This is a genomic window from Cryobacterium sinapicolor (assembly GCF_004403465.1).
Taxonomy (GTDB): Bacteria; Actinomycetota; Actinomycetes; order Actinomycetales; family Microbacteriaceae; genus Cryobacterium; species Cryobacterium sinapicolor.
Genome location: NZ_SOGQ01000083.1, coordinates 16,640 through 41,658 on the forward strand (window position 1 = coordinate 16,640; position 25,019 = coordinate 41,658).

A 25,019-nucleotide genomic window follows, 5' to 3' on the forward strand; every position below is an offset into this window, starting at 1 on the left:
AGAGCATGACACTACGGGCAGCGGTTTACACGCGGATCAGCGAGCGCGACGAAAAGGTTGACAAGGTCGACATTCAAGAGCGCCGCCTCCGCGCACTGGCCACCACAGAGGGCTATTCCGTTGTCGAGGTGTACTCCGACGACGGTATCAGCGCCTACTCCGGCAAGTCGCGGCCCGCGTTCCTTCGCCTACTGGATGCACTCAAACTCGACAAGTTCGACATCATCCTTGCGGTCGCTGAAGACCGGTTTGCCCGCAACTCTGGCGAGAAGGTCGGGCTCATGTCCGACTGCGTCCGTCACGGTGTTACCTGGCACACGCTCGCAGGTGGACCCGTGGACCCGTCAACAGCGTCAGGCGGGATGCTCTCGACCATCACCGGGGCAATCGCAGAATACGAGTCCGCAATCAAGGTTGAGCGGCTCCGCGCCCGCTTCGCTGACCGGCTGGCCGAAGGTAAACCGTTGTGGGGTGTCCGACCGTTCGGGTTCAAGCTCGACCGCATCGAGGCAGAAGAGACCGAGGCCGCCCACGTCCGCGCCGCGTTCGACGTGCTGCTCAACGGCGGAACCCTGTACTCCGTCCAGAAGGCGCTGAACGACTCGGGCGTGCTCACCACGCGCGGCAACAAGTGGTCGTACCAGACGGTCCGTCAAATGGTGCTCCGTCCGCGTAACGCCGGGCTGCTCGTGTCCAAGGGCGAACTAATGGCCGAGGGTCTGCCCGCCATCGTCACCGCTGACGAGCTGGAGCAGGTGACCGCGATACTTGCGAACCCGACCCGCGAGACCACGCCCGGCCCGAAGGTCACCAAGCATTTTGCAACCGGGCTTGTCACCTGCGGGGTGTGCGGTTCGCCCATGCGCTCCGCGTCGGCGCGCAGTCGCGGACGCGTGCTGCCCATCTATAAGTGTTCGCGGAAGATGGCAGTACAAGGCCACGGTGAAACCCACCCGACCATTCAGAGGGACATTCTCGAAGCAGCCATACCGGCAGAGGTCTACTTTGCCCTCCAGGCGCTCGCACGGAACGGCGGGAACCTGAGCACCGAGAAGGCAGCCACCCTCGGGCCTTTGCGTGCCGGGCGTGCCGAGCTGGACCGTCAGCGCACCGTGGCGCAAGAGATTGCCCTCATGCCCGGCGCTAACCTTGCCACCCTCCGCAAAACCCTTGCGACCATCGAACAACAGGTCGAGGCTATCGACGCCAAGCTCACCGCCGCGATGCGCTCGACCGCCCAAGCGGCCGTCATTGAGAACGTCGCGGGCATGGTCGCCATCTTCTCCGCGATTGACGACGAAGGAAGGGCGCCGACCAGTGACGAATGGGCGCTCCAATTCGGTTCGGGACGACTGTTCCTGGACCAGTGGGCAGGGCTGGGCATTGAGGACCGCCGCGCCCTCATCCGAACGACCCTCGCAATCACGGTGAACCCTGCCGCCACCGCCGAGAAGGTAGCCCCGTTTCGGCACCCGTCGATCGAACCCGAGGTTATCCGGGCGGGCCGTAAGCGAATCGAGTTCACCCGGATCGAGGCTGGGCGCTAGCTGATGCTCACCTGAAAGAACCCTGTGGATTACCTGTAGACTGGAAGCACAGTATACCCGCGAGGACGGCGGGCCACACACGAGAGAGTAGAACATGGAAATCTGGACCACCACACCCGAGCAGGAAGCCGCTGCCGAGACTTGGCGCACATCATTCGGCCCGCTCATTGACAACTACCGACCCGAGACCGAGCCCGAACCACCAGTCAGGATGCACGACGCATGCGGCTGGGCGACCTGCGGCGACTGCAAGAACTATGAGCACAAGCTGGAACAGCACCATGCCGCACTTGCCGAGGCCGAGAAGTCGTTCCAGTCCGCTATTGAGCATATGAAGTTCTGGCGAACCATCGGCGGCGAGCTGTACACCGCAGTGCACCTGACACTCGACACGGACCTTTGGGACGAAGAGTTCGACATCTTCTTCACCAGCGCCGACCCGGCCGCTATCGCGCGCATTCACGCCGAACACCCCAAGGCAACTTTCACCGCGCTAAAGGGTCCAGAGAACGCGGGTCCGCGCGCCATAGCCGAGGAGACAGCCGCCATGAGGGCACGGAAGTTGGGCGAGTTCATCGAGATTGTGGCGCCCCTCGCGCCATGGCACGGCGGCCCGATCCCGACCGAGACGCAAGCAGACCAGGACATCCTCAAGCAGATCACCGCCGACACCGAGTTCGAGCGGGGCGCTGACGCCCATTACAACCAGTTGAAGCAGCGCGCCGAAGGGCAGCGCCGTTTCAACTCCGAAGCTTACGACGGCCTCGGCGGGGTCATCTCGTGGGAAGAACTCAACGACCTTGCCGCAACCCCGTGGCTCATCCCCGGCCTTGTTCCTGCGGGTGAAACCGTGCTGCTCATCTCAAAGCGCAACATCGGTAAATCCATGTTTGCGTTCACCATGGGTTTCAGCGTCGCAATGGGCATGGACTTCCTCGGGCGTCCCGCCAAGCCGGGCCGCGTCATGCTGGTTCTGGGCGAAGGAACACGCGACTTTATCAAGCGGCTAAACGCATGGTGCAACGTCAACCATGTGGACCCCGAAGTGCTCCGTGACCGCCTGCTCGTTTACAAGGGTGGCAACATGTCCAACGACACCAGCATCAACGACATGAAAGCCGTAGCCGCAAAGTTCGACCCGTCACTCGTCATCGTTGACACCTACTCCAGCCTCTCCGGCGTGAAGGACGAAGTCGCCCCGGCCGAAAATCGCGATGCTGTACAGCGCATCGGCTCCATCGCCCCGGACGCAACCAAGCTGATCCTTCACCACCCGAACGCCGAGACCGAGAACACCACCAAGCCCAGCTCACGCGGTGGCAGCACGATCCCGTCCAACGTTGAAACCGTCATCACCATGTGGTATGACACCCGACACGCGGTCGCCGGGATGCCCAGTGAGAAGTGGATTGGCATTTCAACTGAGGACGAGCACGCAGGGAAGCAGAAAGGCGACGAGCGCGAAACAATCCACGGCATCCGCATCATGTCCGGCGGCGGCGGTGCCGTGCTCGACTACCACACGGGCGACGCGCTCAACACGTCCGACCAGTGGGTCACCGCGAACCTGACCGTCGGGGAAGTTGTCACCGTGCCCCAGCTCGTGGACCGGCTCGGCCAGTCCAAAAACACCATTCGGCAGCACCTCCAGAAGTCCCGTTTCGTAACCTCCTCCGAGGCTCTGTCAGGGTCAGCGACGGAGTACGTCAGGGCCTACTAGGTCAGCAGGTCAGGTAGGTCAGGTGACCTCGGCCCCAAACTGACCTCGACTTCCGGGCTATGACTGGGATGCAAGGGGTCAGGTCAGGAGGTCAAGGCAGTAGAGGGACTCGTAGAGGGACTTTCGCACTAACTGACCTCCATCGAATACTTAAATCATCCACTCCAGCAACGTCACACAGAAGGAGCCAAAATGGCAATCTCGAAAACAGCACTCAAGAACCGTCTTCACAGTGATTTCATCACACAGGTGGAACGCGCACTCGTTGCCCATAAGGACGGTCGCCACGTGGGCACTAACAGCGATGACACAGCCTGTGGCGCATGCATGGACGGAGGGGACATGGACGGCCTCGATTACCAGGATCGGACCGCGTTTCTTGAACGCAACATCAAGGACGAGGTAGAACTTATGCGTCTGCGAGCCTCCATGAACAAAGTGGAGTTCACCAACAGATGAACCTGAACGCAGCAAGACTCACCACCGCGCTCCTGCGCATCGACGCCGCCACCATCTCGGGCTTGTACGCGTTCGTAACGCTGTTCATTGCCGGGGCGTTCATGGTCTACCGGTAAGCACACCGCACACTGCAACACCAGGCCGTCCTCTCCTTCGTGGAGGGGGCGGCCTTTCGCATGCCTCGGGCCTTGTACCTGTGTGCCCGCTGGGAGTTGTCTGGGAGCTGTTAGACTGGTACAAAGGTTGCTACAAAACCTGACCAATCACTAGCCGTTAGGACTCATGGACGCCGAGGTCAGCACGACGAAAGCCCGCCGCGTGTACCCACCCCTCGGCCCTGCCGAACGGCTCGTTGCTAACGCCCGACAGAACGAAGTGAGGCAGGCGGCCAGCAGGGCCAAGCCGTGCGCGACCTGCGGTCAGCCACGAGGCGAACGGACCGGCCCGTCTACTCGGGTCTGTCAGTCGTGCGCCGACGCTGCCACTGCCGCACTCGCACGCACGGCAGAGCGGAAGCACGCCGCTTACATCAAGCGCCGCGACCAGGCTGCCAACGAGGCCCCGGACGACGGGGTCTACCTGATGGGTCCTGTCGTGTGGGACTGGTCGGGCCTGTCAGGTGTGGTGCGTTGCACGTTGCCGACCTGCCGCACGTTCGCCGAGCTGTACTCCACCCGGCAGGACACTAGGCGGGCAGCGCAACGGCACATCACGACCGAGCACATCGAGACCCGCCTCGGGTACTGCACCGTTGACGGCTGCGACCAGCCCGCCATCACACTCAGCATGTGTGCGCGCCACGACCAGCAGGCGCGCAAGGCGGCAGCATGAGCGGGCATCACCGGACTAAGGAGTATGCGGCCTTCGCACGGCGCATGCGGCCACTACTCACCGCCACCCTGCCCGCCCCATGCGTGGATGGCTGCGGTCAGCCCGTCATGGTCGGCCAACGGTGGGACATCGGGCACATCATCCCCGGTATCGACGAGCAGTGGAACGTGGGACCAAGCCATGTCAAGTGCAACCGGAGTGCCGGCGGTTCGATGGGCGCCGCGATTGTCAACGCGAAACGCAAACGTAAGACGCAAGTGCCGAGATGGTGACCGAACAGAAAGTTTTTGAGAAAGTGACCACCACCCCCGCCATAGGCTCTAACAGCAATCTCTTTCTTCCCGAGAACTGGGAAATTCTCCGGGATTCGCACATTCCGCCCCGCTACGTCTCGGCGTTCACCGGTGCGGAGCCGGGCCGGGTCGAGTTCTTGGCGGGCGCGCACTCCCTCGGCCTGATCGGCACCGACGGCAGCGGCTCGAAGTTGAAGCCGCAACAGCTCGTCATGGCCGACGCCGCCAACGCGCTCAACGACCTCGGGTATCCGCTCAACCCGTTCATGGGAACCCTTGTTCCCCGTCGTAGCTCCAAGACGACCACGGCGTTAGCCATCGTCCTCGGGCGTTGCTTCGTCCGACCCGGCTACCTTGCCGCGTTCACCCTCTGCACCACCGGCCTGATGGCGCGCAAGAGGTTCCATTCGGACATTGTGCCCGCGCTGGAACGCGCCTACCCGGACGAAGACACCCGCCCGTTCAAGGTGCACCGGTCGGCAGGGTCGGAACGCATCGAGTGGAAGAACGGTTCACGCTTCGTCGTGGTGCCGCCACAGTCCGAGTCGTTCCGAAGCGAAGCCTTCGATTGCGTCCTTTTGGACGAAGCGGGCGAGGCTGATGTTGGCATGGGCGAGGACTTGCTCGCCGGTCTACTGCCCACCCTCGACACGCGGCCCGCATCACAGGTGCTGATCTGTGGCACGGCCGCCAAGTTCCGCACCGGCAACCTGCTCTGGGACACGCTCAAAGACGGCAGGGACGGCGTACCAGGCACCGGGATAGTGGAATACTCGGCGCCCGATTACCTGACCGCTGACGACGTTGAGACGTGGGAGCTGACCGAGCCTGTCGTTCGGGCTGCGCATCCCGGCATTGACACGCTCACCACCATTGAGGCCATCGAACGCAACTACCGCAAGCTGCCACGGGCGCAGTTCATCCGCGAATATTTGAGCGTGTTTGACGATGTCGGCGCAACACTGGGCATTATCCGACCCGAGAAGTGGAAGGCCGCCGAGATAGACGGCGACATGCCCGAGCCTCCCGGCCACTTCGCCATTGGCATCAGCGCCGCACCCAACCAGGCGTCAGCGTCCATCGTTGCCGCATGGCGGGAGAACGGGGCGGGCCGCATCCTCCTACTGGACCACCGCGACGGTGTCCGATGGCTCGCCCCGCGCGCCTTGGAGCTGGCCCGCAAGTATAAGGTGCCTCTGGTGTACGACAACTTCGGCGTCATCCTTGTCGAGGTGGAGGCGTTGCAGCGTGCCAAGCCGCGCCCAAGGTTGGAACCACAGACCACCCGGCAGGTGACCACGGCCGCCGGGCTGCTGGTGAAGGAGATTGATACGGGCAACGTCGGGCATTACGGGCAGGACGACCTGAGCGAGGCCGCTGCCATTGTGAAGAAACGCAAGATCGGCCCGACCGCTTGGGGCTTCGGGCGTGGCGAACCGGACGACGACATCACTTCCATCGAGGCGGCGTCCATGGCACTACGCGTGTACGACGGAACGCCGGTCAGATCGAAGGTCATGCTCATCACCGCGTCTGGGAGCTGACTGGATGTTTCCTGAGTAGTACCTGAATACCGTGGTACAATTGTTGGTACAATGGGATTCTTTGATTGGCTCACGAAGCCGAACGGCCTGACACTGCCCGACCTGTCCGCGTCTTACGCGAACACCGGCATTGTCTCGCCGTGGTCCGATGGCGAACTTGGCAAAATTGTTTGGTCCGACGTGTTCGGAACTACGGCGCAATTCATAACCCGCGCAGAAGCTATGACGATCCCGGCCGTGGTTAAAGCCCGGTCGATCTTCGTGGCCCTGATCGCAACTCGGCCTCTGCGCTCATTCGACGCAGAGGTCGAGGTTGCCACGCAACCCGAATGGCTCAGCCGTACTGACGGGTCCATCTCTCCGTTCCACCGTATGGCGTGGACCCTCGATGACATCTTCTTTCACGGCGCCTCCCTGTGGGGTGTGGAGCGTGACGCGGACGGCAACATCACAGCCGCCGAACGCTGCCCTATTGAGCTGTGGAAGACGGACGCGTCCGGGCGAATCCTTGTCAATGACAAAGCCGTTGATTCCGAATCCGTCATCTACATTCCCGGCCCGTCTGAGGGGCTGCTCACCATGGCGTCCCGTTCGCTCCGTGGCGCTGCCGCACTAGAGACCGCGTGGATTGCCCGCGCACAGTCGCCCATTCCGGCGATTGAGTTGCACGAAACGGTCGAGTCTGGCGTCACCGCTGACGAAGCTAAGGACGTTGTCGCCGCATGGGCGCAGGCACGCAAGGACCCTAACGGTGCTATCGCGTTCACCCCGTACTCCATCCAGGCCAACGCGCTCGGCTCATCCAGCGCCGACCTGTTCGTTGAGGGCCGCAACTTCACCAAGCTCGACGTGGCCAACTTCTTCGCCCTGCCCGCCGCGCTCCTTGACGGTTCCCTCTCGACCGCATCCCTGACCTACAGCACGCAGGAGGGCAAGCGGAACGAACTACTCGACTACGCCGTGCCGTACTGGGCCGGTGCCATTGAGGGCCGCCTGTCACAGGACGACGTGGTCCCCAAGGGTGAGCGCGTGCGCTTCGATTTTTCCGACCTTCTCACCCCGGTCAACTCGCCTATCGGCGCGACGCAGGAAGACTAACTATGACGACCATTACCATTGACGCCGGTACGCTCACGGCCAACAAAGAGGACCGGATCGTAACCGGTCTGCTCCTGCCGTACGGCGAGGAGTGCCGCTCCAACCTCGGCAAGTTCACCTTCGAGGCGGGTGCCGTGCAGATCCCCACGGATGTTGCGGGCACCCTGTCCTTCAACGTTGAGCATGCCCGCGAGAACGCCATTGGCCGGGGTGTGACAGCCGTAGAAACCCCGGCGGGCATCGTCGCCTCGTTCTCCATCGCCAAGACCGCAGAGGGCGACGCAGCGCTTGAGGACATTGCCAGCGGCAAGCGTAAGCACCTGTCCGCTGAAGTGTCGGGCGTGAAGATCAAAGACGGCAAGGGCATCGCTGGCCGCCTGTTTGCTGCCGCGCTTGTCGCCGCACCCGCGTTCCCCTCCGCAACACTCCTGGCCGCAGCACCCGACACCATCGACCCGGCCGTGCCCGTCGATGCGGTGCCCGCCCCCGACGCACTCACTCCTGACGACAGCGGCGACATTGCCGTTGAAGCTACCGCACTCCCCGAGACCGTCACAGTGACGGCTGAGGGTACCAAGTCGATCTTCAAGCCCGAAGACGCAAACCCTCAGAAAGGCGCAAACGTGCCCGAAGCTACTGCCCCCGCAACCCTGACCGCGACGAAGGCCGAGCCCGTCGCGACCAGCCTGCCGAACCTGTTTTCGATCCTTGCCAACAGCATCAAGACCGGCGACAAGACCCTTCTTGCCACCATCGAGCGCGAAATTGACGGGGCCGAATCCCTGTTCGCCGCGCTGTCTGACGTGAAGATGACGGGCGCTGGAACGGTCGGCACCAACATTGTTCAGCCGCAGTTCCTTGGCGAGCTGTGGTCCGGCCGGGCTTACCAGCGCAAGGTTATTCCGCTGCTCTCCGGTGGCGTGCTCACCTCCCCCGAGGTCAAGGGCTGGCGCTGGACCACCGAACCCGAGGTTGCACTCTGGGCCGGTAACAAGGCCCTCGTGTCGTCGAACACCCCGGCTACCGAGGCTTACTCGGTTGCTGTGCAGCGCATCGCTGGCGCGCACGACATCGCCCGCGAGTTCCGCGACTTCGGCGTTGCCGAGTTCTGGGCGTCCTACTTTGCCGCCATGACCGAGTCTTACGCCAAGGTCTCCGACAAGTACGCCTTCGACTCCCTCGTTACCGCCAGCACCGCAGTCACCGCCGGCGCTGTGCCGTCCGGTGCGGATAAGGGCATGGTGAGCATCGTTGACGGTGCGCTCAGTGTGCTCAACGCTGACGGCACCCCGTCCTTCGCGCTCGTCGCCCCCGACGTGTGGCGCTCGCTCCTGTTCACGCAGGACCAGGACAAGCTGGCCTTCCTTAACGCCAGCCTCGGGCTTGAAGAGGGTTCCATTGCCTCGTTCAAGGTTGTTCCGCACTCGGGCCTGACCGCTGGCAAGGTGCTCGTCGGTGACCGTAACGCGGCTGCCGTTCACGAACTCGGCGGCTCGCCCATCCGTGTTGAAGGTCTCGACCTTGTCAAGGGTGGCATCGACCCGGCCCTGTTCGGTTACGTCGCCGTCCCGGTCCACAAGGCCGCCGCGCTCGCCCTCGTCACTCCCGCTGTCGTCATCTAACCAACCTTAAGAAAGGGGGCCGGTCATGGCCTACACCGTAGATGAACAGATCGGCCCCTTCTGGGTCGGTGACGTGCCGCTAACGGCCACCACGCTGAGCCTGACGGACCAGGACGGCAACGCCGTAGACCTTGCGCCCGTCACCGGCGTAACCGCTCAGGTTGGCGCTGTCAGTCTCACGGCCTCCGTGGTTGCTGACACCATCGTTATTGTTTGGCCCCTCGTCAGCCTGTTCGCGGTGGAAGGCATCAGCTCGCTTGAGTTGAAGCTGACCACCGCCACAGGTTCGGTGACGGTCGAGCCGGTCGAGTTCGTCGTTCAGTCACGCAGCGGTTGGCACTCCCTCGACACGGCCCGCCGTGACTGGCGTGACGCGCCCGATTCCGACGCCGGGCTGTACGTCCTCTTGGACACGGCCCGCGTGCAGGTCCAGCAGTTCGCCCCGGTAACCGTCGCCGGTGCCGTGCCGCTCCGCTACAAGCAGGCTCAGCTTATGCAAGCGCGCAACGTGTGGAACGCGGCCAAGTCTGACACGTCAAATCAGATGGGCGCGGACGGGTTTACCGTCCATGTCTTCCCGATGGACTGGACCGTGAAGAACATCATCCGCCCGAAGAACCCGGTTCCGGTGGTCGCATGACCGCCCGCCAGCAACTGGAGGCGGAACTCCGGAAGCTCGTACCCAAGACGTGGAAGATCGTTGCTTACCAGGACGGACTTGACACGCTCGACAAGGTGACGCTGATGCTCAAGCAGTCCGCCATTGAGAAGGCACCAGCGGCCCCACAGGGCGCGCATATCGTCTCGTACGTCCTCACGCTCATTGACCCGGCGCTAGACGCTCAGAAGGCGGAAATCGCCTTGGACGCTTCCGTCGATGACCTCCTCTTCAAACTTGACGGCATCCAGTGGCTCACTTGGAGCCGTGCCGAAAAAGTGCAGTTTTCAGACACCAATATGGCCTACGACGTAACCGTTGAGGTCATCACCCGGAAGGCCGAATAATGGCTCAGATCGCTGTCAACCCGCTCGTACTCAAGGATGTTGTTATCTCCTTCGGCACCGACTCCTATGAGGCCGCCGTGTCGAACGTGACGTTCACGCCGAGCGCCTCCACCATCACATGGAAGGGCCTTACCCCGGCCGCCGTGTACAGCGCGGCCACCGCCGCAACATGGGCAGCAGACCTCACCTACGTGCAGGACTGGGAGACCGTCAACAGCCTGTCGCGTTTCCTCTTCGACAATGAGGGCGCCGAGGTTGCCGCGACCTTCAAGCCGCGCTCCGGTTCCGGCCCGTCGTTCACCGCAATCCTGATCGTCACGCCCGGCGCAATCGGCGGGGCCGTGGACAGCTTCGGTGAAACCTCGGTATCGCTCGGTTCCAAGGGCAAGCCCGCACTCGTCGCCGCCGTTGCCACCGTCCCGACCGTCACCCTTGCCGCACCCGCTACCGGTGGTATCGCCGGCGGGACGCTCGTCAAGGTGACCGGCTCACGCTTCACCGGTGCAACCGTGGTCAAGTTCGGCACGATCACCGCCACAAGCTTCACTGTCGAGACCGACGGCATCCTCTACGTGGTCGCACCGGCCGCAGCCGCTGGCTCCAAGCCGGTCACCGTGACTAACGCCGTTGGCGTGTCCGCGACCTCCGCCGCGTACACGTACGCGTAACAGCCACAAGACCACCCCGCCGGGTTCCATGTACAAGCCCGGCGGGGACACCCTTTGCTAGGAGCGCCCATTGATTCGCCTTGACGTGTACAACAGCCGGGAACTACAGGCCACCATCCTGTCAATCCGGCGGGCACCGAAAGAGATTCAGGCGCAAATTAGGAAGCACACAAAGGCGATGGCCGCCCCCGAATACAGGAAGGCCATGGCCGAAAGTGCGGAGACCCGGCTAGAACACCGCGTGCTGGTCCAAACGGGCACCGTCGCCGTGTCCAACCAGAACATCAAGCTCAGTTCTGGTGCATCCACTCGGGCTCTGTCGGGCGGTCTGAAGCCTTCGGAGAACGCCGCCGCCATCGAGTTCGGCACGAAGCGCGACCTTGTCCGTACCTATGACCGCCGCTCACGCAAGGGCGGAACACACAAGGTCACCCGCCACACGCGCCAGCAGCTCCGCCCGCTGAACCGCAAGGGGTACGTCTTCTACCCGGCCGTTACTTCGCTCATCCCCCGCATCGCGTCCCTGTGGGTGCAAACCACTGTTCGCACGTTCCACGAAGCATTAGAAGGTAAGTAATGGCCAAGGGCATAAACATTGACATTGCCGCCAACACGCGCGATTTTCAGGCGGGCGTCAAAGACGTTGACAAGTCACTGTCCGAAGTCGCTGACTCCCTCGATGACCTCACACGCGACACCACCAACTCAGCCGACAAGGCCGGTAAAGCCCTCGGTGACGGTGTCGAGGATGGCGCTAAGGACGCCGAGCAGGCGGTTGAGAGGGTTGAAAAGACTTTCAAGGCGCTGTCCGACACGGCAAGGCGCGAATCCAAGGATGGCGGTAAGGCCCTCGGTGACAGCTATAGGGAGGGCTCAGGCAAAGCTCAGGAGGGGCTCACCGACTTTAAACAGGAGGCCAACTCAACCGCGAGGGAGTCCGCCGCAAGCTTCGACGGCTCGGCTGACTCCATCGTTGGGGCTTTCCAAGAGGTTGCCGCAAACGCCTTTGCAGGATTCGGTCCCGCCGGCGCGGTGGCAGGCTTGGCCGCAGCGGCTGGGATCGGCCTGATCATGAAGTCTCTAGGCGACGCGTCGACCGCAACCGAGGAAGTCAAGACCCGCACGCAAGACCTCGCGAAAGAGTACATCGAAACCGGTGACCTGGGCGTGGCCTCAATGGACTACCTGATTGGTAGACTCCAGGACCTTGCCACCGAAGGCGACGGCATCAACCTGACCAAGCTCGCCAAGACTGCGAAAGAGTCGGGGTCCAGCTTTAAGGACTTGGCACAGGCGTACGCGGGCAACGCTGACGGCCTTAAGGACTTGTGGCGGGAGGGCGATAGGCGCCTCAAGCAGATGGGCGAGGAGACCGACGCTGCCGCCAACTCGACCAACGCCACCGACGCAGGGTATGCAGCCAAGCTTCGGGCGTCAGAGGCGCAGCAGAAATACATGGACTACTTGGGGCAGGCAATCGGCATTGCTGATGCTGCTGCCGCCTCCGAGCTGCTCTATGCCCAGTCGGGCGCCCCCGAAATGGAGGCTAAGGCTGCCCTCGTCGACAACATCCAAGGTTCCATTGACGACGCCGCAGGAAGCTGGACCGACTACCAAGACAAGGAGACCGGGGCCATTGATCCGGCCGCTTTCCTCGCCGGTGTTGCCGAACGTCTGGCCGCAGCCAACGACTACGCGGCCAACCTTGCAATCGCACAAGCGCAACTGTCCCCCGAGGCGTATCAGTACCTTGTGGACCAGGGCATCGACTTCGCGCCCATGCTCGGATCGATCCTCAGCAGCGGCCTTGTCGGGCAGTTCAACACGACCTTCACGGACGCGGCGAACGCTGGCAACGCAGCCCTGGACGGCACCCTTGTCACCGACTACACGGTCAATGCAACCGCCGACGTGAAACCGGTTGAGGACGACCTGAACGGGGCAACCAACAAGTCGCGCACCGCCAAGGTGGACGCCAAAGCTACCCCCGAGAAGGCGAGCGCCGACATTGACCGGGCAGCCGCCAAGGATAGGACAGCCACCATCAACGTTAAAGCCGCCCTCTCGGACGCCGAAAGTCAGATTAGTCAGTTTATGAACCGTTCCCGCAGCATCCGAATCACCGCAAACATTGTTGACCGCAACGGAAAGCTGGTGAACTGATGGGTTACACCACGCCCGGCTCGGACCCGTCCAGCATGCCGTACGTGTCGGACGACATCCTCTACATTGACACCGCCGTTGACGGCACCGACCCGAACATCGCCCTTATGGACGGTACGGCCGACCCGACGGACTCAACCATCATGATGATGTACGCGCCCACCTTCGTCCCCGAGTGGGCACCCGGAACCACTATCACCTATCCTGGCGGCGCGATACGCCCCTATCTAGTCCTCGGGTTCGAGGCTCACCGCGCCAATCGGAACATCGTTCACACCTTACTAGACAGCAGCAACCCCGCCGTAACGCTTAGGTCTAGCGGACTGATGACTGGAGCCTTAAACCTGCTCTTCCTGACACATGCTGACGCCCGCGCCTGCGACCTGGCACACAAGACCGCAGCCGTCTTCACCTTCGCAGACACCGACCTCCCCGCCGGTGGGTTCCAATACGTCCCCATTGACGAGACGACCATTCAGCTTGACCCGGGCGGCAGCAGTTGCTGGACCGTCGCTGTCCCTTTCCAGGAAGTCGCCGCGTGATTACCTCCGGCAGCGTGACGGCCACCGTGGCTGGCGTGGCGCTGAATATCAAAGAGTCCAGCCTGACAGTTGACGACTCCTGGAGCCGATACGGCCAGTGTGACTTGACCATCGTGACGCCGCCTAATACCGCCCTACTGGACCCACGGCTGACCCCCGATGTCACCCTGACCTATTCCCAGGAGTACGGCCCGGTCAAGCCCGTCAGCCAGCTGTCTACGGCCTGGGCTGGCAAGCTGGTATCAGCGCTGTCTACGGCCTGGGCTGGCAAGCTGGTATCAGCGCTGTCTACGGCCTACGGCTCCGGTACTTATACGGCCGCGCCGTACCGAGACACGGCGGGCATCTCGGCTGTCTTGCACGTTCGGAAAAGAACTATCACTCAGGACGGGCTAACAGTCCTGCACCTGGAGACCCATGACGCCCTGTTAGAGGACCTACGCTCCATGAACGGAGCGGACCGGCTGTATTCGTCCTACACGCTACGAACCCTGATAGCTGAAGTGTTTGCCGAGCTAACCCTGGCAACCGGCCGGAGCTTCACCCTGGCCCCCGGCCCGACTGACGCTGATGTCCCGCTCTACCCCACGATGAAGCCCGGCCAGACGTTCCTGGATTTCTTCACCCCGTACTTACAACAGGCCAATCTCCGGCTCTGGTGTGACCTGGACGGGGTATTCCAGTTGACCGTCGCTGACGCCCCGGTGGCCGGCACCATCGCCCTGAGCGGTGCCTTGTCAGTCATTGACGCTCAGGACAACATCGACCGGGACCAAGACCTATGGGCTGACGCGGTGGTCGTTGTCTATAACGAGTCGGCTACCGGGTATGTGTCCCCGTATCCCACGGATGGCCGCCCCTATTCCAAGGTGATGACCTTGACCGTGGATGCCGCCGCCCCGTTCAATCAGTTCAGCTCGTACGCCGAGGTGGAGGCAGCGGCCAAGAACATTTGGACCCGGCTACAGAAGCGGGGGCGTGAGGTTCCAGTGGACGCTGTGAACGATTATGCGGCCCGCCCTGGCATGGCCGCCAGCATCACCCTGCCGGGCCAGCCTGTCCTGGCCGGTATCATCCGGGCCGTTACCTGGTCCACCCCTGAAAATACCATGCAAGTAATCACTAGAGACCTGGAGTAAAGCCATGCCCACCGATGCAAACGGGATTTATCAATACACGGAAGCGGAAGCCGTGCCGGCCACCTTTTCCGGCTTCCTCAACCGGTTAGCCTCATCGGTCAGCACTGTGGTTGGCTCGATCCTGGCCAACCTAACCAGCATCAATGGGCAGCTGAACGATACGCTCTGGGTGCCCATCACGCTGGCCTCTGGAGCAACCGTATCGAACGGCCTTACTCCACGAATCAGGCGTAAAAATGGGATCGTCTATGTCGTCGGCCAGCTGACCCAGGGTGCCGGCCAGGCGTTCGTGATACCGGCCGGATTCGCCCCGTCCTATCCCATGCAACTGGCGGCGATGGCTGCCAATACCGGCACCGCGGCCACCGTGCTGGTCTTGGACCCCCCTACCATGTCGGCCTATACCACCACGGGAACGGTCGTCAACCTGGCGCACTCCTGGCCGGTGAATTGACCATGGTCTATGTCATCTATTCGGAGCCATACCCGGAATCCCGTGGTGACCTGTTCGGAGCTACTGCCGAAACGCGAGGCCTCTGAAACGACGGTATACTGAGTATGTAGATCAAGCCTTCCATGTGCTTCCTTCTCTACAATCGCCCCGGTCAGCTCCTCCCTGACCGGGGCATCTCTTTGCCCGTAAACTGGTGTCAAGGGCGCGAACGTCAGCAGCTCGCCGGGCGCATACCCCTAATTTGACATTAGGCAGCCCGCTGTTCAGGGCGATGAGCAGGTCGAGGCTCTCGGCCTCGCGCACCTCGCCGACGATCAGGCGGTCCGGGCGCATCCGCAGCGATTCCTTGATCAGACGGCGCAGGGTGATCTCCCCGGTTCCCTCGAGGCTGGGCTGGCGGCATTGCATGGCCACGACGTCCCGCGCCGCCAGGTCGAGCTCGAAGGTCTCCTCCACCGTCACGATGCGCTCGTTCTTGCGTGTGGCCGAGAGCAGGGCGTTGAGCATGGTGGTCTTGCCGGTCTGGGTGGCCCCGGAGACAAGGATGTTCTGCCCGGCCAGCACACACATCCGCAGAAACTCGGACGACTGCTGGGTGAGCGACCCGAGCCCGACCAACTGGTTCAGGTCACGGATGCGCCGGGTGAACTTGCGAATATTAACGGCCCAATGCTCGCGCGTGATGTCGGGGATCACGACGTGAAGCCGGGAGCCGTCGGGGAGTGAGGCATCGACGAACGGGGAGGAGAGGTCGACGCGGCGGCCGGACGCCTGCAGCATCCGTTCGACCAGGTCGCGCACCTCCCGCTCGGTGAGCACCATCGTGGTCAGCTCGGGAACCCCGTCGCGGGCCACGAACACCCGGCTCGGCGCGTTGATCCAGATCTCCTCGATGCCGGGATCGTCGAGGAACGGCTGCAGCGCCCCGAACCCGGTCAGCGAGGCCACGACCTCGCGCGCTGCCTGCCGTTCGTCGGCGATCAGCGGCAGGGAGTTGCCGAGCGCCCGCTCGGCGTAGCGCTGCACCTCGTCGCGCACGTACCGCTCGGTGAGCCCGGTGTTCGACGCCAGGTCCACGCCGTCGCGCCGTACCCGGGTTCGGACCTGCTCGGTGATGATGCGCACGGCTTCGCTCATTCCTGCATGATCGCCCATCTTCCGAGGCCCACGCCCGACTTATCCACAGCCTGCCTGCTGGCCGACGTTTCCGCGCCTGCCCGTCGCCGGTACCGCCGAGACCTGAGAACGGATGTCCCTCAACCGACGCACGAATGTGGCCAACTCAGGAGATTCCAGTCGGCCAGGCGGCTGCTGCCCGGACCAGTGCGGCAGTAGACCGCGCGCCCGGAGAATCTCCTGAGTTAGCCACGGAACAGCGCGGCGTCGGCCTCAGCGGGCCGACCAGCCGCCGTCCCTCGTGTAGCTGGCCCAGGCGACTCGTCCCATCCATGCGGGCCTCGCTCAGCTCCACCAACGTGTTCGTGCACGTCGAGACCACCCCGGCCGGAGCGGGAATCGGCTTCCTGCCCTGTTTCATCGGCGATCAGCAGCCCGACCTGGTGCGCCTGTTGCCGGAGCAGTTCCAGGAACTGCTTCAGTACTGGATGGTCCTCCGTCAGGAATCCCTGCACCAGCCGGCGGTCGCGGCCGTGGTCGCCGCGCTCCGAGCAGGGACGTCTGCGTTCACGGAGTCTCTGCTCGGTGCCGCGTCCACCCGCTGACCGGCACGTTCACGGGCGGGCCACTCCCGCGAAGTACACTGGGAGTGCACCTCGCGGGAGTGGTGAAATTGGCAGACACGCAGGATTTAGGTTCCTGTGCTTTCGAGCGTGGGGGTTCAAGTCCCCTCTCCCGCACATGAGTCACCTGTCGGCCCTGGACGGCCAATTGAACGAACTGCTGGCGAGTACCGGCGTCGTGCTTTTCTACCTGCTCATCTGGGCCCTCGTCTTCGCCGGAACGGCGGTGTTCCTCGGGGTCTTCATCCCGTTCATCACCGGCGACTCCCTGCTCTTCGGCTCGGGCCTGGTGGCCGCCTCCACGCCGAGCCTGAGCATCGCCGTCCTGGCCGTCGGCACCGGCATCGCCGCGTTCCTCGGCGACCAGGTCGGATTCCTGCTCGGCCGCCACTACGGCCGCTCCTACCTGGACCGCCACGGCGGCCGCCGCACCCGCACGGCCATCACCAAGACGGAGGCCTTCTACCGCAAATACGGCTGGTGGTCGGTGGTCGTCGCCCGGTTCATGCCGTGGGGCCGGGTCTTCGTGCCGGTGGTCGCGGGCGTCGGCCGCATGAACTACTACAAGTTCCTGACCAGCAATCTGGTCGGCGCCCTGGCCTGGGGCGTTGGCCTCACCCTGACCGGGTACTACGCCGCCGCAATCCCCGGTGTGAAAAACGCGGCCTACGTCATCGCCGGCGTCTTCATCACCGCCTCGATCATCTTCGGCGTGCGCACTTTACTCGCCGATCGCGCCCAGAATCGGCTGGATGCCCGCAGCGCGCTCATCGACGACCCGTCCACCTCCTAGACCCAGAAGGCAGGAAGGGCGGAAGGGCCACGGCAGGCCCACGGCGCACTGTCGGAAAACCGCGTTAGCCTGTAACAGAGCACAGTGATCCCGCCGCCCGGCCGATCTGACCGACGCCCACAGGAGATTCTTAGTGATTGACACCGCACTGCTTCCCATGGCAGTCATCCCCTGGCTCGACCCGGAAATGCTAATCGACGGTTTCGGCCCCTGGGCCCTCTTGGGCGTCTGCGCGATCGTCTTCGCCGAGACCGGCCTACTGGTGGGGTTCCTCCTTCCCGGGGACACCCTGCTGGTCATCACCGGCCTGCTGACCTTCGCCGGAGTCATCCAGATCGACATCTGGTGGGTGGCCCTCGCCATCGGCTTCTCGGCCTTCCTCGGCGGTGAGGTCGGCTACCTGATCGGTCACAAATTCGGCCCGAGAGTGTTCGAGCGCAAAGAATCCGGCCTGTTCAGCATCAAAAACGTCGAGCGCACGAACGCGTTCTTCGTTCGTTTCGGTGGCGTGGCCGTCATCGTGGCCCGCTTCGTTCCGATCGTGCGCACCTTCGCCCCGGTGGCGGCCGGCGTCGGCCACATGGATTACCGCAAATACTCGCTCTACAACCTGATCGGGGCTCTTCTCTGGGGCACCGGCCTCACTTACTTCGGTTTCTTCCTCGGCTACATACCGCCCGTCGCGGATTTCGTGCAGAACTACATCGACCTCATCCTGATCGGCGCGGTCGTCGTCACCTTGATCCCCACCGTCTTCCACTATCTGCAGACCGCGTCCAAGGCCCGCCGGGACACGCGCGCCGGGCTGACCGTCCAAACCGGAAGCCTTGCCCTCGACGCCGACACCTTCGAGGACATCCCCGAGCACAAGCGCGACGACCACAAGCACGACCTCTGAACTCTTCAACACTGAACTCTTCAACACCGGGCTCTTCAACACCGGGCTCTTCAACACCGGAGCCGATCAACCCCCGGGCCGCTACCGGTGCCGGTTCTCCTCGTGCGCGGCATGCTCGGCCGGCTCCAGCTGGAACGTGGAGTGGTCCACGTCGAAGTGGTCTGCCAGGCAGGCGGAGAGATCATCGAGCAGTGCGCCGGAGCCGCCCGAGCTCAGCACCGCCGGTTCGACCACGACATGGGCGCTGAAGACGTGGGCGCCGGAGGTGATCATCCAGACGTGCACATCGTGCACCGCCACCACGCCCCTCGTCTCGAGCAGGTGCCGCCGGATCTCCGCGACGTCGGTGTCGGCCGGCACCGATTCACTCAGCACCCGCACCACGTCGCGCAGCAACACGTAGGCCCGAGGTGCGATCATACCGGCGATGACCAGCGAAGCGATCGCATCCGCCTGCACGAAGCCCGTCAGAAGGATGACCCCGGCCGCCACGATGACTGCCACTGAGCCCAGCGTGTCGCCGAGCACCTCGAGGTAGGCGCCGCGCATATTGATCGACGACCCGGCAGCCGGGCGCAGCAGGAGCAGAGCCGTGATGTTGGCGAGGAGGCCGAGCACGGCCACGGCCAGCATGGGGGCCGCCCGCACCTCGCTGCCGCCGGCGTCGACCAGCCGGCCGACGGCGCCGATCACGACGGCGATGGCCACCCCCACCAGGATGAGCCCGTTCAGCAGGGCGCCGAACACCTCGGCCCGCTGGTAGCCGAAAGTCTGCCGGTCGGTGGCCGGCCGGGCCGCCACCACGGTGGCCGTCAGAGCGATGATCAGGCCTGCGAGGTCGGAGAACATGTGCCCGGCGTCCGCCAACAGAGCCAGGGAGCCGGTCAGCCAGGCGCCGACGACCTCCACGACGAGCACCGTGGAGACGATCCCGATCGCGACCGACAGGCGCACACGGTTCGTGTGCGAGGTGTGCGCGTGATCGTGACCCATGCCTCCACGCTATGGCCGTCGGCACCCGGCCGCCAGTTCAGCCGCCAGTTGGGAATGAGTGCCGTTCTCAGCAGGGCGGGCGGATGCGCCGTTCAGGCTTCCAGCAGCGTCTCCAGCACCGGAATCAGTTTGCCGAACGCCCTCGCCCGGTGGCTGTGCTCGTTCTTCACGTTGGCGGTCAGCTCGGCGGCCGAGATCGCGTAGCCGTCGGGCAGGAAGATCGGGTCGTAGCCGAAGCCGCCGGCACCGCTGGGCTGGGTCAGGATCTGCCCGGGCCATTCTCCGGTCACGTGCCATTCCGTGCCGTCGGGCATGGCCAAAGCGGCGACGCAGGCGAAGTGTCCCCCGCGGTGCTCGGCTGCGACATCGCCCAGCTGCCAGAGCAGCAGCTGCAGGTTCCGATCGGAGTCCCGAGCGGGCCCGGCCCACCGGGCCGAGAAGATACCGGGCGAGCCGCCGAGCACGTCCACGCAGATGCCGGAGTCGTCGGCGATGGCCGGCAGACCGGTGTGCGCCGCGGCGGCTCGCGCCTTGATCAGAGCGTTCTCGGCGAAGGTGACGCCGTCTTCGACCGGCTCGGGTCCGTCGTAGGCCAGCACCTCGAGGCCGGGGAGCCTCGGTGCGAGGATGCGCCGCAGCTCCTCGACCTTATGCGGGTTGTGGGTGGCGAGAACGACCTGCATGGCTCTAACGCCCCAGCGCGCTCTTCTGGAACTCGGTCAGGGAGATCGTCCCGGCCAGCGCCAGGTCGAGCAGCGAGTTCAGTTCCGTGCGGTCGAAGGGCGCGGCCTCGGCCGTACCCTGCACCTCCACGAAGAGGCCACGGCCGGTGACGACCACGTTCATGTCGGTCTCGGCGCGCGAGTCCTCCGTGTAGGCCAGGTCGAGCATGGGCTTGCCGCCCACGATGCCCACCGAGATCGCTGCGACGCTGTCGGTCAGGGGCTGCGCCTTCTGACCGAGGAACTTCTTCTCCCGGCCCCACTCGAGGGCGTCGGCGAGGGCCACGTAGGCGCCAGTGATCGCCGCGGTGCGGGTGCCGCCATCGGCCTGTAGCACGTCGCAGTCCAGCACAATGGTGTTCTCACCCAGGGCCTTCATATCGACCACGGCGCGCAGGCTGCGTCCCACCAGTCGGCTGATCTCGTGCGTGCGGCCGCCGATGCGGCCCTTGACCGATTCGCGGTCCATCCGGGAGTCGGTGGAGCGCGGCAGCATGGAGTACTCGGCGGTGACCCAGCCCTTGCCCTTGCCGGCCATCCAACGCGGCACCCCGTTGGTGAACGAGGCCGTGCAGAGCACCTTGGTGCGCCCGAACGAGATCAGGGCAGATCCCTCGGCCTGGTCGCTCCACCCGCGCTCGATCGTGACGGGACGCAGCTGGTCGTTCGTTCGTCCGTCTACGCGCACGGTGTCGGTCACGGGGTCTCCTTGAGGTTGGGATGCGATGCGGCGAACTCGGCAAGCTCGCTCAAATTGAAGGCCCCGGTCTCGACCAGGTCGACACGGCCGATTTCCGGCCCGATCAATCGGTGGGCCAGATGCAGGAAAGCCTCGGCACTGTCGCCGGTGGCCTCGTACCGGTAGCTGGGTGGCGCCTGCACGGTACGTTCCAGGCTCTGGCTCACGAGCAGCCGGTACACGTCGTTGGCCGTCTCGGTGTCGCTGGAGACGAGGGTCACGGTGTCCCCCATCACGTAGGAGATGGCCCCGCGCAGGAACGGGTAGTGCGTGCAGCCGAGAACGAGAGTGTCGACATCCGCGGCCCGCAGAGGAGCGAGGTAGCCCTCGGCCACCGAGAGGAGTTCGTCGCCCGTCGTGATTCCCGCCTCGACGAATTCGACAAACCGCGGGCAGGCCTGGGTCAGGAGCGTGATGTCCGTGGCCGCGGCGAACGCGTCGTCGTAGGCGCGCGACTTGACCGTTCCGAGGGTGCCGATCACGCCGACGCGGTTGTTCCGAGTGGTGCGCACGGCGCGGCGCACCGCCGGCTGGATGACCTCGACGACGGGAACGCTGTAGCGCTCTCGGGCATCGCGGAGCATCGCGGCCGAAGCCGTGTTGCAGGCGATGACCAGCATTTTCACGCCTTGGGCGACCAGGTCGTCGAGAACGTCAAGGGCGAAGCCGCGCACATCCGCGATCTTCTTCGGGCCATACGGGGAATGCGCGGTGTCTCCGATATAGAGGATCGATTCATTGGGCAGCTGATCCTTGATCGCCCGGGCGACAGTCAGGCCGCCCACTCCGGAATCGAAGATTCCAATCGGTGCATCCGTCACGACAATCGAGCTTAGTCGGAATCCCTGTCCCTCACCCGTGTGCGCCGGACGTCCGGTCCGACGCGGCCGAGTGTTGCCCCTTTTTCTGAGATTGACGGCACATTCCCAGTCTCGCCGAAGCGGTTCGATCACGTTCCGATCGGGGAATATGGCCGTAACTACACTCGGAATATGGCCCCCGCCAACCGACGGATGCCGCACCAGAATTTTCGTCACATTCGTCGTTTGAGGAGATGATCACCGTGAATGATCGAGTCGTAATCACTGGGCTGGGCGCACTGACCCCTCTGGGCAACAATTGGCGCGACACCTGGTCTGGCCTCATCGGCGGGCGCAGCGGCGTGGCCCGGATCACCCAGTTCGATCCATCCGGCCTACCGACACAGTTCGCAGGTGAGGTGAAGAACTTTGTTCCGGGCGATCACATGACGGTGAAGCAGGTCAAGCGCGCCTCACGCGCTTCGCAGCTCGCAATCGCCGCGGCCCGCGAGGCGGTGGCGGATGCCGGTTTCGGTGCCTCCATGGAAGGCATCGACACTGCGGTCGTCGTCAACAGTGCCGTCAGCGGTTTCGCGGAGATCCAGGAGGCCACCGAGCTCGTCAACGCCGGCGACTCCCGGCGCATCCCGCCGCGCTTCGTGCCCTCGGCCCTGCTGAACATGGCCGCCTGCGAGGTCGCGATCGACCTCGGCATCCACGGACCGGTCAACGCGAGCGCCCTGGCCTGCGCCAGCGGTGCCTACGCGCTCCTCGAGGCACGCACCATGCTCGTCATGGGAGACGCGGACGTCGTCATCGCCGGCGGTGTCGAGGCGGCGATCACTCCCGTCATGTTCGCTGGCCTGAACGCCATGCACGCGGCGTCCAAGAACAACGATTCCCCCGCCGAGGCCAGCCGCCCCTTCGACGCCGACCGCAACGGTCTCGTCTTCGGCGAAGGCGCGGTCGTCTTTGTGATGGAACTCCTCTCCCACGCCCGCGCCCGCGGCGCACAGATCTATGCGGAGGTGCTGGGGGGAGCCCTCACCAGCGACGGCCACAGCATCGTCGCGCCCGAACCCACCGGCAAGTTCGCCAGCCTGGCCATGACCCGTGCCCTGATCAAGTCGAAGCTCAACCCGAGCGACATCGACATGATCTGCGCCCACGGCACGTCCACCCAGGCCAACGACCGCGCCGAGACGTCGGCCATCCGACAGGCACTCGGGAACGCTGCCGACTCCATCGCGGTCACCGCCCCCAAGTCGATGACGGGCCACATGATCGGCGCCGCGGGTGCCCTCTCCGGCCTGCTCTGCGCCCTGTCGGTCCGCACCGGCATCATCCCGCCCACGATCAACTACACGACCCCCGATCCTGACTGCACGCTCGACTACGTGCCGCGGGTCGCCCGGGAGAAGCCGGTGAAGTTCGCCCTGGCGAACGCGTTCGGCTTCGGCGGCCAGAACTGCATCGTCGCCTTCGGGGCGCTGTAGGCCCTCTCCCCCGGCAAGAACGCGTACCGGTCGGGGCGGATAAGCTCTCCGGGTGACCGAATCCTCAGCATTCCGCACCGACCGGTACGAACTGACCATGGTGGATGCCGCCATCCAAAGCGGAACCGCCGGTCGGGAGTGCCAGTTCGAGGCGTTCGCCCGGCGCCTCCCCTCCGGCCGCCGCTACGGCATCGTGGCCGGTACCGGACGCCTGCTCGATCTCATCAGGGCCTTCCGGTTCACGGATGTCGAACTCACCTGGCTCCGGGACAACAGGGTCGTGCGCGAGCCCACCCTCAACTGGCTCGCCGACTACGCGTTCCGCGGCACCATCTGGGGCTACCAGGAGGGCGAGGCTTACTTCCCGGGCTCTCCCCTGATCACGGTGGACGGCACCTTCGCCGAGTGCGTAATCCTCGAGACCCTCATCCTGAGCGTGCTCAATTACGATAGCTCCGTCGCCAGCGCGGCCGCACGGATGGTGTCGGTCAGCCTGGGCCGCCCGCTCGCCGAAATGGGTTCGCGCCGCACGGGCGAGTACTCCGGCGTCGCCGCGGCCCGGGCCGCCTACATTGCCGGTTTCGCCTCGACCAGCAACCTCGAGGCCGGCCGCAGCTGGGGTGTTCCGACGATGGGCACGGCCGCCCACTCCTTCACCCTCCTGCACGACAGTGAGGAAGACGCCTTCCGCGCTCAGGTCGCCGCCTTCGGTCCGGCGACCACTCTGCTCGTCGACACCTTCGACGTCGTGAAGGGCATCGACCTGGCCGTCAAGGTGGCCGGCCCGGCCCTCGGGTCGATCCGGATCGACTCCGGAGACCTGCCCACCATGGTCGCGGAAGCCCGCGCCCAGCTCGACTCCCTTGGTGCGGTCAACACGCACATCACGGTCACCAGCGACCTCGACGAGTTCTCCATCGCCGCACTGTCCGCGTCGCCCGTGGACGCCTTCGGCGTTGGCACCTCGGTCGTGACCGGATCGGGGTCACCCGCCGCGGGGATGGTCTACAAACTCGTCGCGCACCGCGACAGCGCCGGAGACTGGGTGAATGTCGCCAAGACGTCGCCCGCGAAGGCGTCGGTCGGCGGCCGCAAGAGGGCCGTGCGACGGCTTGACGCCGCGGGGATCGCCCGCGCCGAGGTCATCCTGATCGACGGTGATCCGGCCGCTGACATCCCGTCCGCCGCCACCTCGGGTCGGGACCGCGCTCTGCTGGTGCCCCTGATCACCGACGGCGTGATCGACGAACGCCATCTCGGACCGGCCGGCACGACACGTGCCCGCGCGCACCACGCATCCGTTATGCAGGAACTACCGATCGAGGCCTTCCGCCTCGGGCGCGGCGACCCCGTCATCCCGACCCTGTACCGGTAGATATCAACCGGCAGTCATCAACCGGCAGGTATCAACCGGCAGGTATCAACCGGCAGGTCACACCGGCAGTCGTCAACGGGTCGGTCAGGCCTTCATCTTTTCGTAGATGGCCTTACAGGTCGGGCAGACCGGAAACTTCTCCGGGTCACGTCCGGGCAGCCATTTCTTGCCGCAGAGGGCGCGCACCGGCTTGCCGGAGATGGCCGACTCGAGGATCTTGTCCTTGGGAACGTAGTGCGAGAAACGCTCGTGGTCGCCCGGCTCGATCTGTTCCTGGTTGAGGAGTTCCTCGAGCTCTCGGTCGAGCGTCGAGGTGCCGCCACCGGTGCCGGGGTTTCCGGGTTCTGCGATGCTCGCGCGAAAGTGATCAGTCATGCGT

General features: G+C 64.4%; 26 protein-coding genes and 1 tRNA gene. 21 read left to right on the plus strand and 6 right to left on the minus strand.

The window, feature by feature from the left end; all coding sequences use genetic code 11:
• Positions 1 to 5: 5 nt before the first annotated feature.
• The 15 genes from E3T28_RS14780 to E3T28_RS14850 all read left to right on the plus strand — a co-directional run bounded on the left by E3T28_RS14780 (position 6) and on the right by E3T28_RS14850 (position 15,085).
• Positions 6 to 1,547, plus strand: a complete 1,542-nt coding sequence (locus E3T28_RS14780; RefSeq protein WP_134432711.1) for a recombinase family protein — start codon at positions 6 to 8, stop codon at positions 1,545 to 1,547.
• A 94-nt stretch (positions 1,548 to 1,641) separates the two neighbouring features.
• Positions 1,642 to 3,267, plus strand: a complete 1,626-nt coding sequence (locus E3T28_RS14785; protein WP_134432713.1) for an AAA family ATPase — start codon at positions 1,642 to 1,644, stop codon at positions 3,265 to 3,267.
• A 192-nt stretch (positions 3,268 to 3,459) separates the two neighbouring features.
• Positions 3,460 to 3,726 (plus strand): hypothetical protein, encoded by a 267-nt coding sequence (locus E3T28_RS14790; RefSeq protein WP_134432715.1) that lies wholly within the window; start codon positions 3,460 to 3,462, stop codon positions 3,724 to 3,726.
• A gap of 282 nt (positions 3,727 to 4,008) precedes the next feature.
• Entirely contained in the window at positions 4,009 to 4,557 is a 549-nt protein-coding gene (locus E3T28_RS14795; RefSeq protein ID WP_134432717.1) for a hypothetical protein, read from the plus strand.
• Between the two features lie 265 nt (positions 4,558 to 4,822).
• Positions 4,823 to 6,394 carry a hypothetical protein gene (locus tag E3T28_RS14800; RefSeq protein ID WP_134432719.1) on the plus strand — a complete coding sequence of 524 codons (1,572 nt, stop codon included), beginning with the start codon at positions 4,823 to 4,825 and terminating at the stop codon, positions 6,392 to 6,394.
• Positions 6,395 to 6,445: 51 nt separating this feature from the next.
• Positions 6,446 to 7,492: a phage portal protein gene (locus tag E3T28_RS14805; protein ID WP_134432721.1), complete on the plus strand. Its 1,047-nt coding sequence runs from the start codon at positions 6,446 to 6,448 to the stop codon at positions 7,490 to 7,492.
• A gap of 2 nt (positions 7,493 to 7,494) precedes the next feature.
• Positions 7,495 to 9,114: a phage major capsid protein gene (locus tag E3T28_RS14810; protein ID WP_134432723.1), complete on the plus strand. Its 1,620-nt coding sequence runs from the start codon at positions 7,495 to 7,497 to the stop codon at positions 9,112 to 9,114.
• A gap of 25 nt (positions 9,115 to 9,139) precedes the next feature.
• Entirely contained in the window at positions 9,140 to 9,754 is a 615-nt protein-coding gene (locus E3T28_RS14815) for a hypothetical protein (protein WP_134432725.1), read from the plus strand.
• Positions 9,751 to 10,119, plus strand: a complete 369-nt coding sequence (locus E3T28_RS14820; protein ID WP_134432727.1) for a hypothetical protein — start codon at positions 9,751 to 9,753, stop codon at positions 10,117 to 10,119. The genes E3T28_RS14815 and E3T28_RS14820 overlap by 4 nt, the downstream gene beginning before the upstream one ends.
• Positions 10,119 to 10,787, plus strand: coding sequence for an IPT/TIG domain-containing protein (locus E3T28_RS14825; protein ID WP_134432729.1), 669 nt, complete (start codon positions 10,119 to 10,121; stop codon positions 10,785 to 10,787). Before E3T28_RS14820 ends, E3T28_RS14825 begins: the two co-directional genes overlap by 1 nt.
• A 70-nt stretch (positions 10,788 to 10,857) precedes the next feature.
• On the plus strand, positions 10,858 to 11,364 hold the full coding sequence (locus tag E3T28_RS14830) for a hypothetical protein (protein ID WP_134432731.1): 507 nt from the start codon (positions 10,858 to 10,860) through the stop codon (positions 11,362 to 11,364).
• Positions 11,364 to 12,950: a hypothetical protein gene (locus tag E3T28_RS14835; RefSeq protein WP_134432733.1), complete on the plus strand. Its 1,587-nt coding sequence runs from the start codon at positions 11,364 to 11,366 to the stop codon at positions 12,948 to 12,950. Before E3T28_RS14830 ends, E3T28_RS14835 begins: the two co-directional genes overlap by 1 nt.
• Positions 12,951 to 12,994: 44 nt before the next feature.
• Positions 12,995 to 13,492, plus strand: a complete 498-nt coding sequence (locus tag E3T28_RS14840; protein WP_134432735.1) for a hypothetical protein — start codon at positions 12,995 to 12,997, stop codon at positions 13,490 to 13,492.
• Positions 13,489 to 14,631, plus strand: coding sequence for a hypothetical protein (locus E3T28_RS14845; protein WP_134432737.1), 1,143 nt, complete (start codon positions 13,489 to 13,491; stop codon positions 14,629 to 14,631). Before E3T28_RS14840 ends, E3T28_RS14845 begins: the two co-directional genes overlap by 4 nt.
• 4 nt (positions 14,632 to 14,635) lie before the next feature.
• The gene (locus tag E3T28_RS14850; protein WP_134432739.1) at positions 14,636 to 15,085 is read left to right on the plus strand and encodes a hypothetical protein; all 450 of its coding nucleotides are present in this window, start codon (positions 14,636 to 14,638) and stop codon (positions 15,083 to 15,085) included.
• A 111-nt stretch (positions 15,086 to 15,196) separates the two neighbouring features.
• On the opposite strand, the gene E3T28_RS14855 is transcribed toward E3T28_RS14850, so the two are convergent.
• Positions 15,197 to 16,222, minus strand: coding sequence for a TadA family conjugal transfer-associated ATPase (locus E3T28_RS14855; RefSeq protein ID WP_134432741.1), 1,026 nt, complete (start codon positions 16,220 to 16,222; stop codon positions 15,197 to 15,199).
• Between the two features lie 134 nt (positions 16,223 to 16,356).
• On the opposite strand from E3T28_RS14855, the gene E3T28_RS14860 reads away from it, so the two are divergent.
• The 4 genes from E3T28_RS14860 to E3T28_RS14875 all read left to right on the plus strand — a co-directional run bounded on the left by E3T28_RS14860 (position 16,357) and on the right by E3T28_RS14875 (position 18,515).
• Complete coding sequence (locus E3T28_RS14860; protein WP_134432743.1) at positions 16,357 to 16,806, plus strand: LysR substrate-binding domain-containing protein; 450 nt, start codon at positions 16,357 to 16,359, stop codon at positions 16,804 to 16,806.
• A gap of 53 nt (positions 16,807 to 16,859) precedes the next feature.
• Positions 16,860 to 16,941 (plus strand) — tRNA-Leu (locus tag E3T28_RS14865).
• Between the two features lies 1 nt (position 16,942).
• On the plus strand, positions 16,943 to 17,617 hold the full coding sequence (locus E3T28_RS14870) for a DedA family protein (protein ID WP_134432745.1): 675 nt from the start codon (positions 16,943 to 16,945) through the stop codon (positions 17,615 to 17,617).
• Between the two features lie 187 nt (positions 17,618 to 17,804).
• On the plus strand, positions 17,805 to 18,515 hold the full coding sequence (locus tag E3T28_RS14875) for a DedA family protein (protein ID WP_174776845.1): 711 nt from the start codon (positions 17,805 to 17,807) through the stop codon (positions 18,513 to 18,515).
• Between the two features lie 81 nt (positions 18,516 to 18,596).
• Here the strand turns inward: E3T28_RS14875 and E3T28_RS14880 are convergent, their stop codons facing one another.
• The 4 genes from E3T28_RS14880 to murI form a co-directional block, all read right to left on the minus strand.
• Complete coding sequence (locus E3T28_RS14880; protein ID WP_134432747.1) at positions 18,597 to 19,508, minus strand: cation diffusion facilitator family transporter; 912 nt, start codon at positions 19,506 to 19,508, stop codon at positions 18,597 to 18,599.
• A 92-nt stretch (positions 19,509 to 19,600) separates the two neighbouring features.
• A complete protein-coding gene (rdgB, locus tag E3T28_RS14885) occupies positions 19,601 to 20,191 on the minus strand; it encodes an RdgB/HAM1 family non-canonical purine NTP pyrophosphatase (protein ID WP_134432749.1) in 591 nt (196 codons plus the stop codon).
• Positions 20,192 to 20,195: 4 nt separating this feature from the next.
• On the minus strand, positions 20,196 to 20,930 hold the full coding sequence (rph, locus tag E3T28_RS14890; protein WP_134432751.1) for a ribonuclease PH: 735 nt from the start codon (positions 20,928 to 20,930) through the stop codon (positions 20,196 to 20,198).
• On the minus strand, positions 20,927 to 21,790 hold the full coding sequence (murI, locus tag E3T28_RS14895; protein WP_134432753.1) for a glutamate racemase: 864 nt from the start codon (positions 21,788 to 21,790) through the stop codon (positions 20,927 to 20,929). Before murI ends, rph begins: the two co-directional genes overlap by 4 nt.
• 242 nt (positions 21,791 to 22,032) lie before the next feature.
• Between murI and E3T28_RS14900 the strand changes: the two genes are divergently transcribed.
• Both E3T28_RS14900 and E3T28_RS14905 read left to right on the plus strand, forming a co-directional pair.
• A complete protein-coding gene (locus E3T28_RS14900) occupies positions 22,033 to 23,265 on the plus strand; it encodes a beta-ketoacyl-[acyl-carrier-protein] synthase family protein (protein ID WP_198417213.1) in 1,233 nt (410 codons plus the stop codon).
• 52 nt (positions 23,266 to 23,317) lie between these two features.
• On the plus strand, positions 23,318 to 24,640 hold the full coding sequence (locus E3T28_RS14905; RefSeq protein ID WP_134432757.1) for a nicotinate phosphoribosyltransferase: 1,323 nt from the start codon (positions 23,318 to 23,320) through the stop codon (positions 24,638 to 24,640).
• Between the two features lie 84 nt (positions 24,641 to 24,724).
• Here E3T28_RS14905 and E3T28_RS14910 read toward each other — a convergent pair whose 3' ends face one another.
• Positions 24,725 to 25,015 (minus strand): DUF3039 domain-containing protein, encoded by a 291-nt coding sequence (locus E3T28_RS14910; protein WP_134432759.1) that lies wholly within the window; start codon positions 25,013 to 25,015, stop codon positions 24,725 to 24,727.
• Positions 25,016 to 25,019 lie beyond the last annotated feature (4 nt).

What these genes read in the sequence shown, in the direction of transcription:
- E3T28_RS14780 (WP_134432711.1), top strand. Translation starts at nt 6, where the DNA reads ATGACACTACGGGCAGCGGTTTACACGCGGATCAGCGAGCGCGACGAA.
- E3T28_RS14785 (WP_134432713.1), top strand. Translation starts at nt 1,642, where the DNA reads ATGGAAATCTGGACCACCACACCCGAGCAGGAAGCCGCTGCCGAGACT.
- E3T28_RS14790 (WP_134432715.1), top strand. Translation starts at nt 3,460, where the DNA reads ATGGCAATCTCGAAAACAGCACTCAAGAACCGTCTTCACAGTGATTTC.
- E3T28_RS14795 (WP_134432717.1), top strand. Translation starts at nt 4,009, where the DNA reads ATGGACGCCGAGGTCAGCACGACGAAAGCCCGCCGCGTGTACCCACCC.
- E3T28_RS14800 (WP_134432719.1), top strand. Translation starts at nt 4,823, where the DNA reads ATGGTGACCGAACAGAAAGTTTTTGAGAAAGTGACCACCACCCCCGCC.
- E3T28_RS14805 (WP_134432721.1), top strand. Translation starts at nt 6,446, where the DNA reads ATGGGATTCTTTGATTGGCTCACGAAGCCGAACGGCCTGACACTGCCC.
- E3T28_RS14810 (WP_134432723.1), top strand. Translation starts at nt 7,495, where the DNA reads ATGACGACCATTACCATTGACGCCGGTACGCTCACGGCCAACAAAGAG.
- E3T28_RS14815 (WP_134432725.1), top strand. Translation starts at nt 9,140, where the DNA reads ATGGCCTACACCGTAGATGAACAGATCGGCCCCTTCTGGGTCGGTGAC.
- E3T28_RS14820 (WP_134432727.1), top strand. Translation starts at nt 9,751, where the DNA reads ATGACCGCCCGCCAGCAACTGGAGGCGGAACTCCGGAAGCTCGTACCC.
- E3T28_RS14825 (WP_134432729.1), top strand. Translation starts at nt 10,119, where the DNA reads ATGGCTCAGATCGCTGTCAACCCGCTCGTACTCAAGGATGTTGTTATC.
- E3T28_RS14835 (WP_134432733.1), top strand. Translation starts at nt 11,364, where the DNA reads ATGGCCAAGGGCATAAACATTGACATTGCCGCCAACACGCGCGATTTT.
- E3T28_RS14850 (WP_134432739.1), top strand. Translation starts at nt 14,636, where the DNA reads ATGCCCACCGATGCAAACGGGATTTATCAATACACGGAAGCGGAAGCC.
- E3T28_RS14855 (WP_134432741.1), bottom strand. Translation starts at nt 16,222, where the DNA reads ATGAGCGAAGCCGTGCGCATCATCACCGAGCAGGTCCGAACCCGGGTA.
- E3T28_RS14860 (WP_134432743.1), top strand. Translation starts at nt 16,357, where the DNA reads ATGTGGCCAACTCAGGAGATTCCAGTCGGCCAGGCGGCTGCTGCCCGG.
- E3T28_RS14870 (WP_134432745.1), top strand. Translation starts at nt 16,943, where the DNA reads ATGAGTCACCTGTCGGCCCTGGACGGCCAATTGAACGAACTGCTGGCG.
- E3T28_RS14875 (WP_174776845.1), top strand. Translation starts at nt 17,805, where the DNA reads ATGCTAATCGACGGTTTCGGCCCCTGGGCCCTCTTGGGCGTCTGCGCG.
- E3T28_RS14880 (WP_134432747.1), bottom strand. Translation starts at nt 19,508, where the DNA reads ATGGGTCACGATCACGCGCACACCTCGCACACGAACCGTGTGCGCCTG.
- rdgB (WP_134432749.1), bottom strand. Translation starts at nt 20,191, where the DNA reads ATGCAGGTCGTTCTCGCCACCCACAACCCGCATAAGGTCGAGGAGCTG.
- E3T28_RS14910 (WP_134432759.1), bottom strand. Translation starts at nt 25,015, where the DNA reads ATGACTGATCACTTTCGCGCGAGCATCGCAGAACCCGGAAACCCCGGC.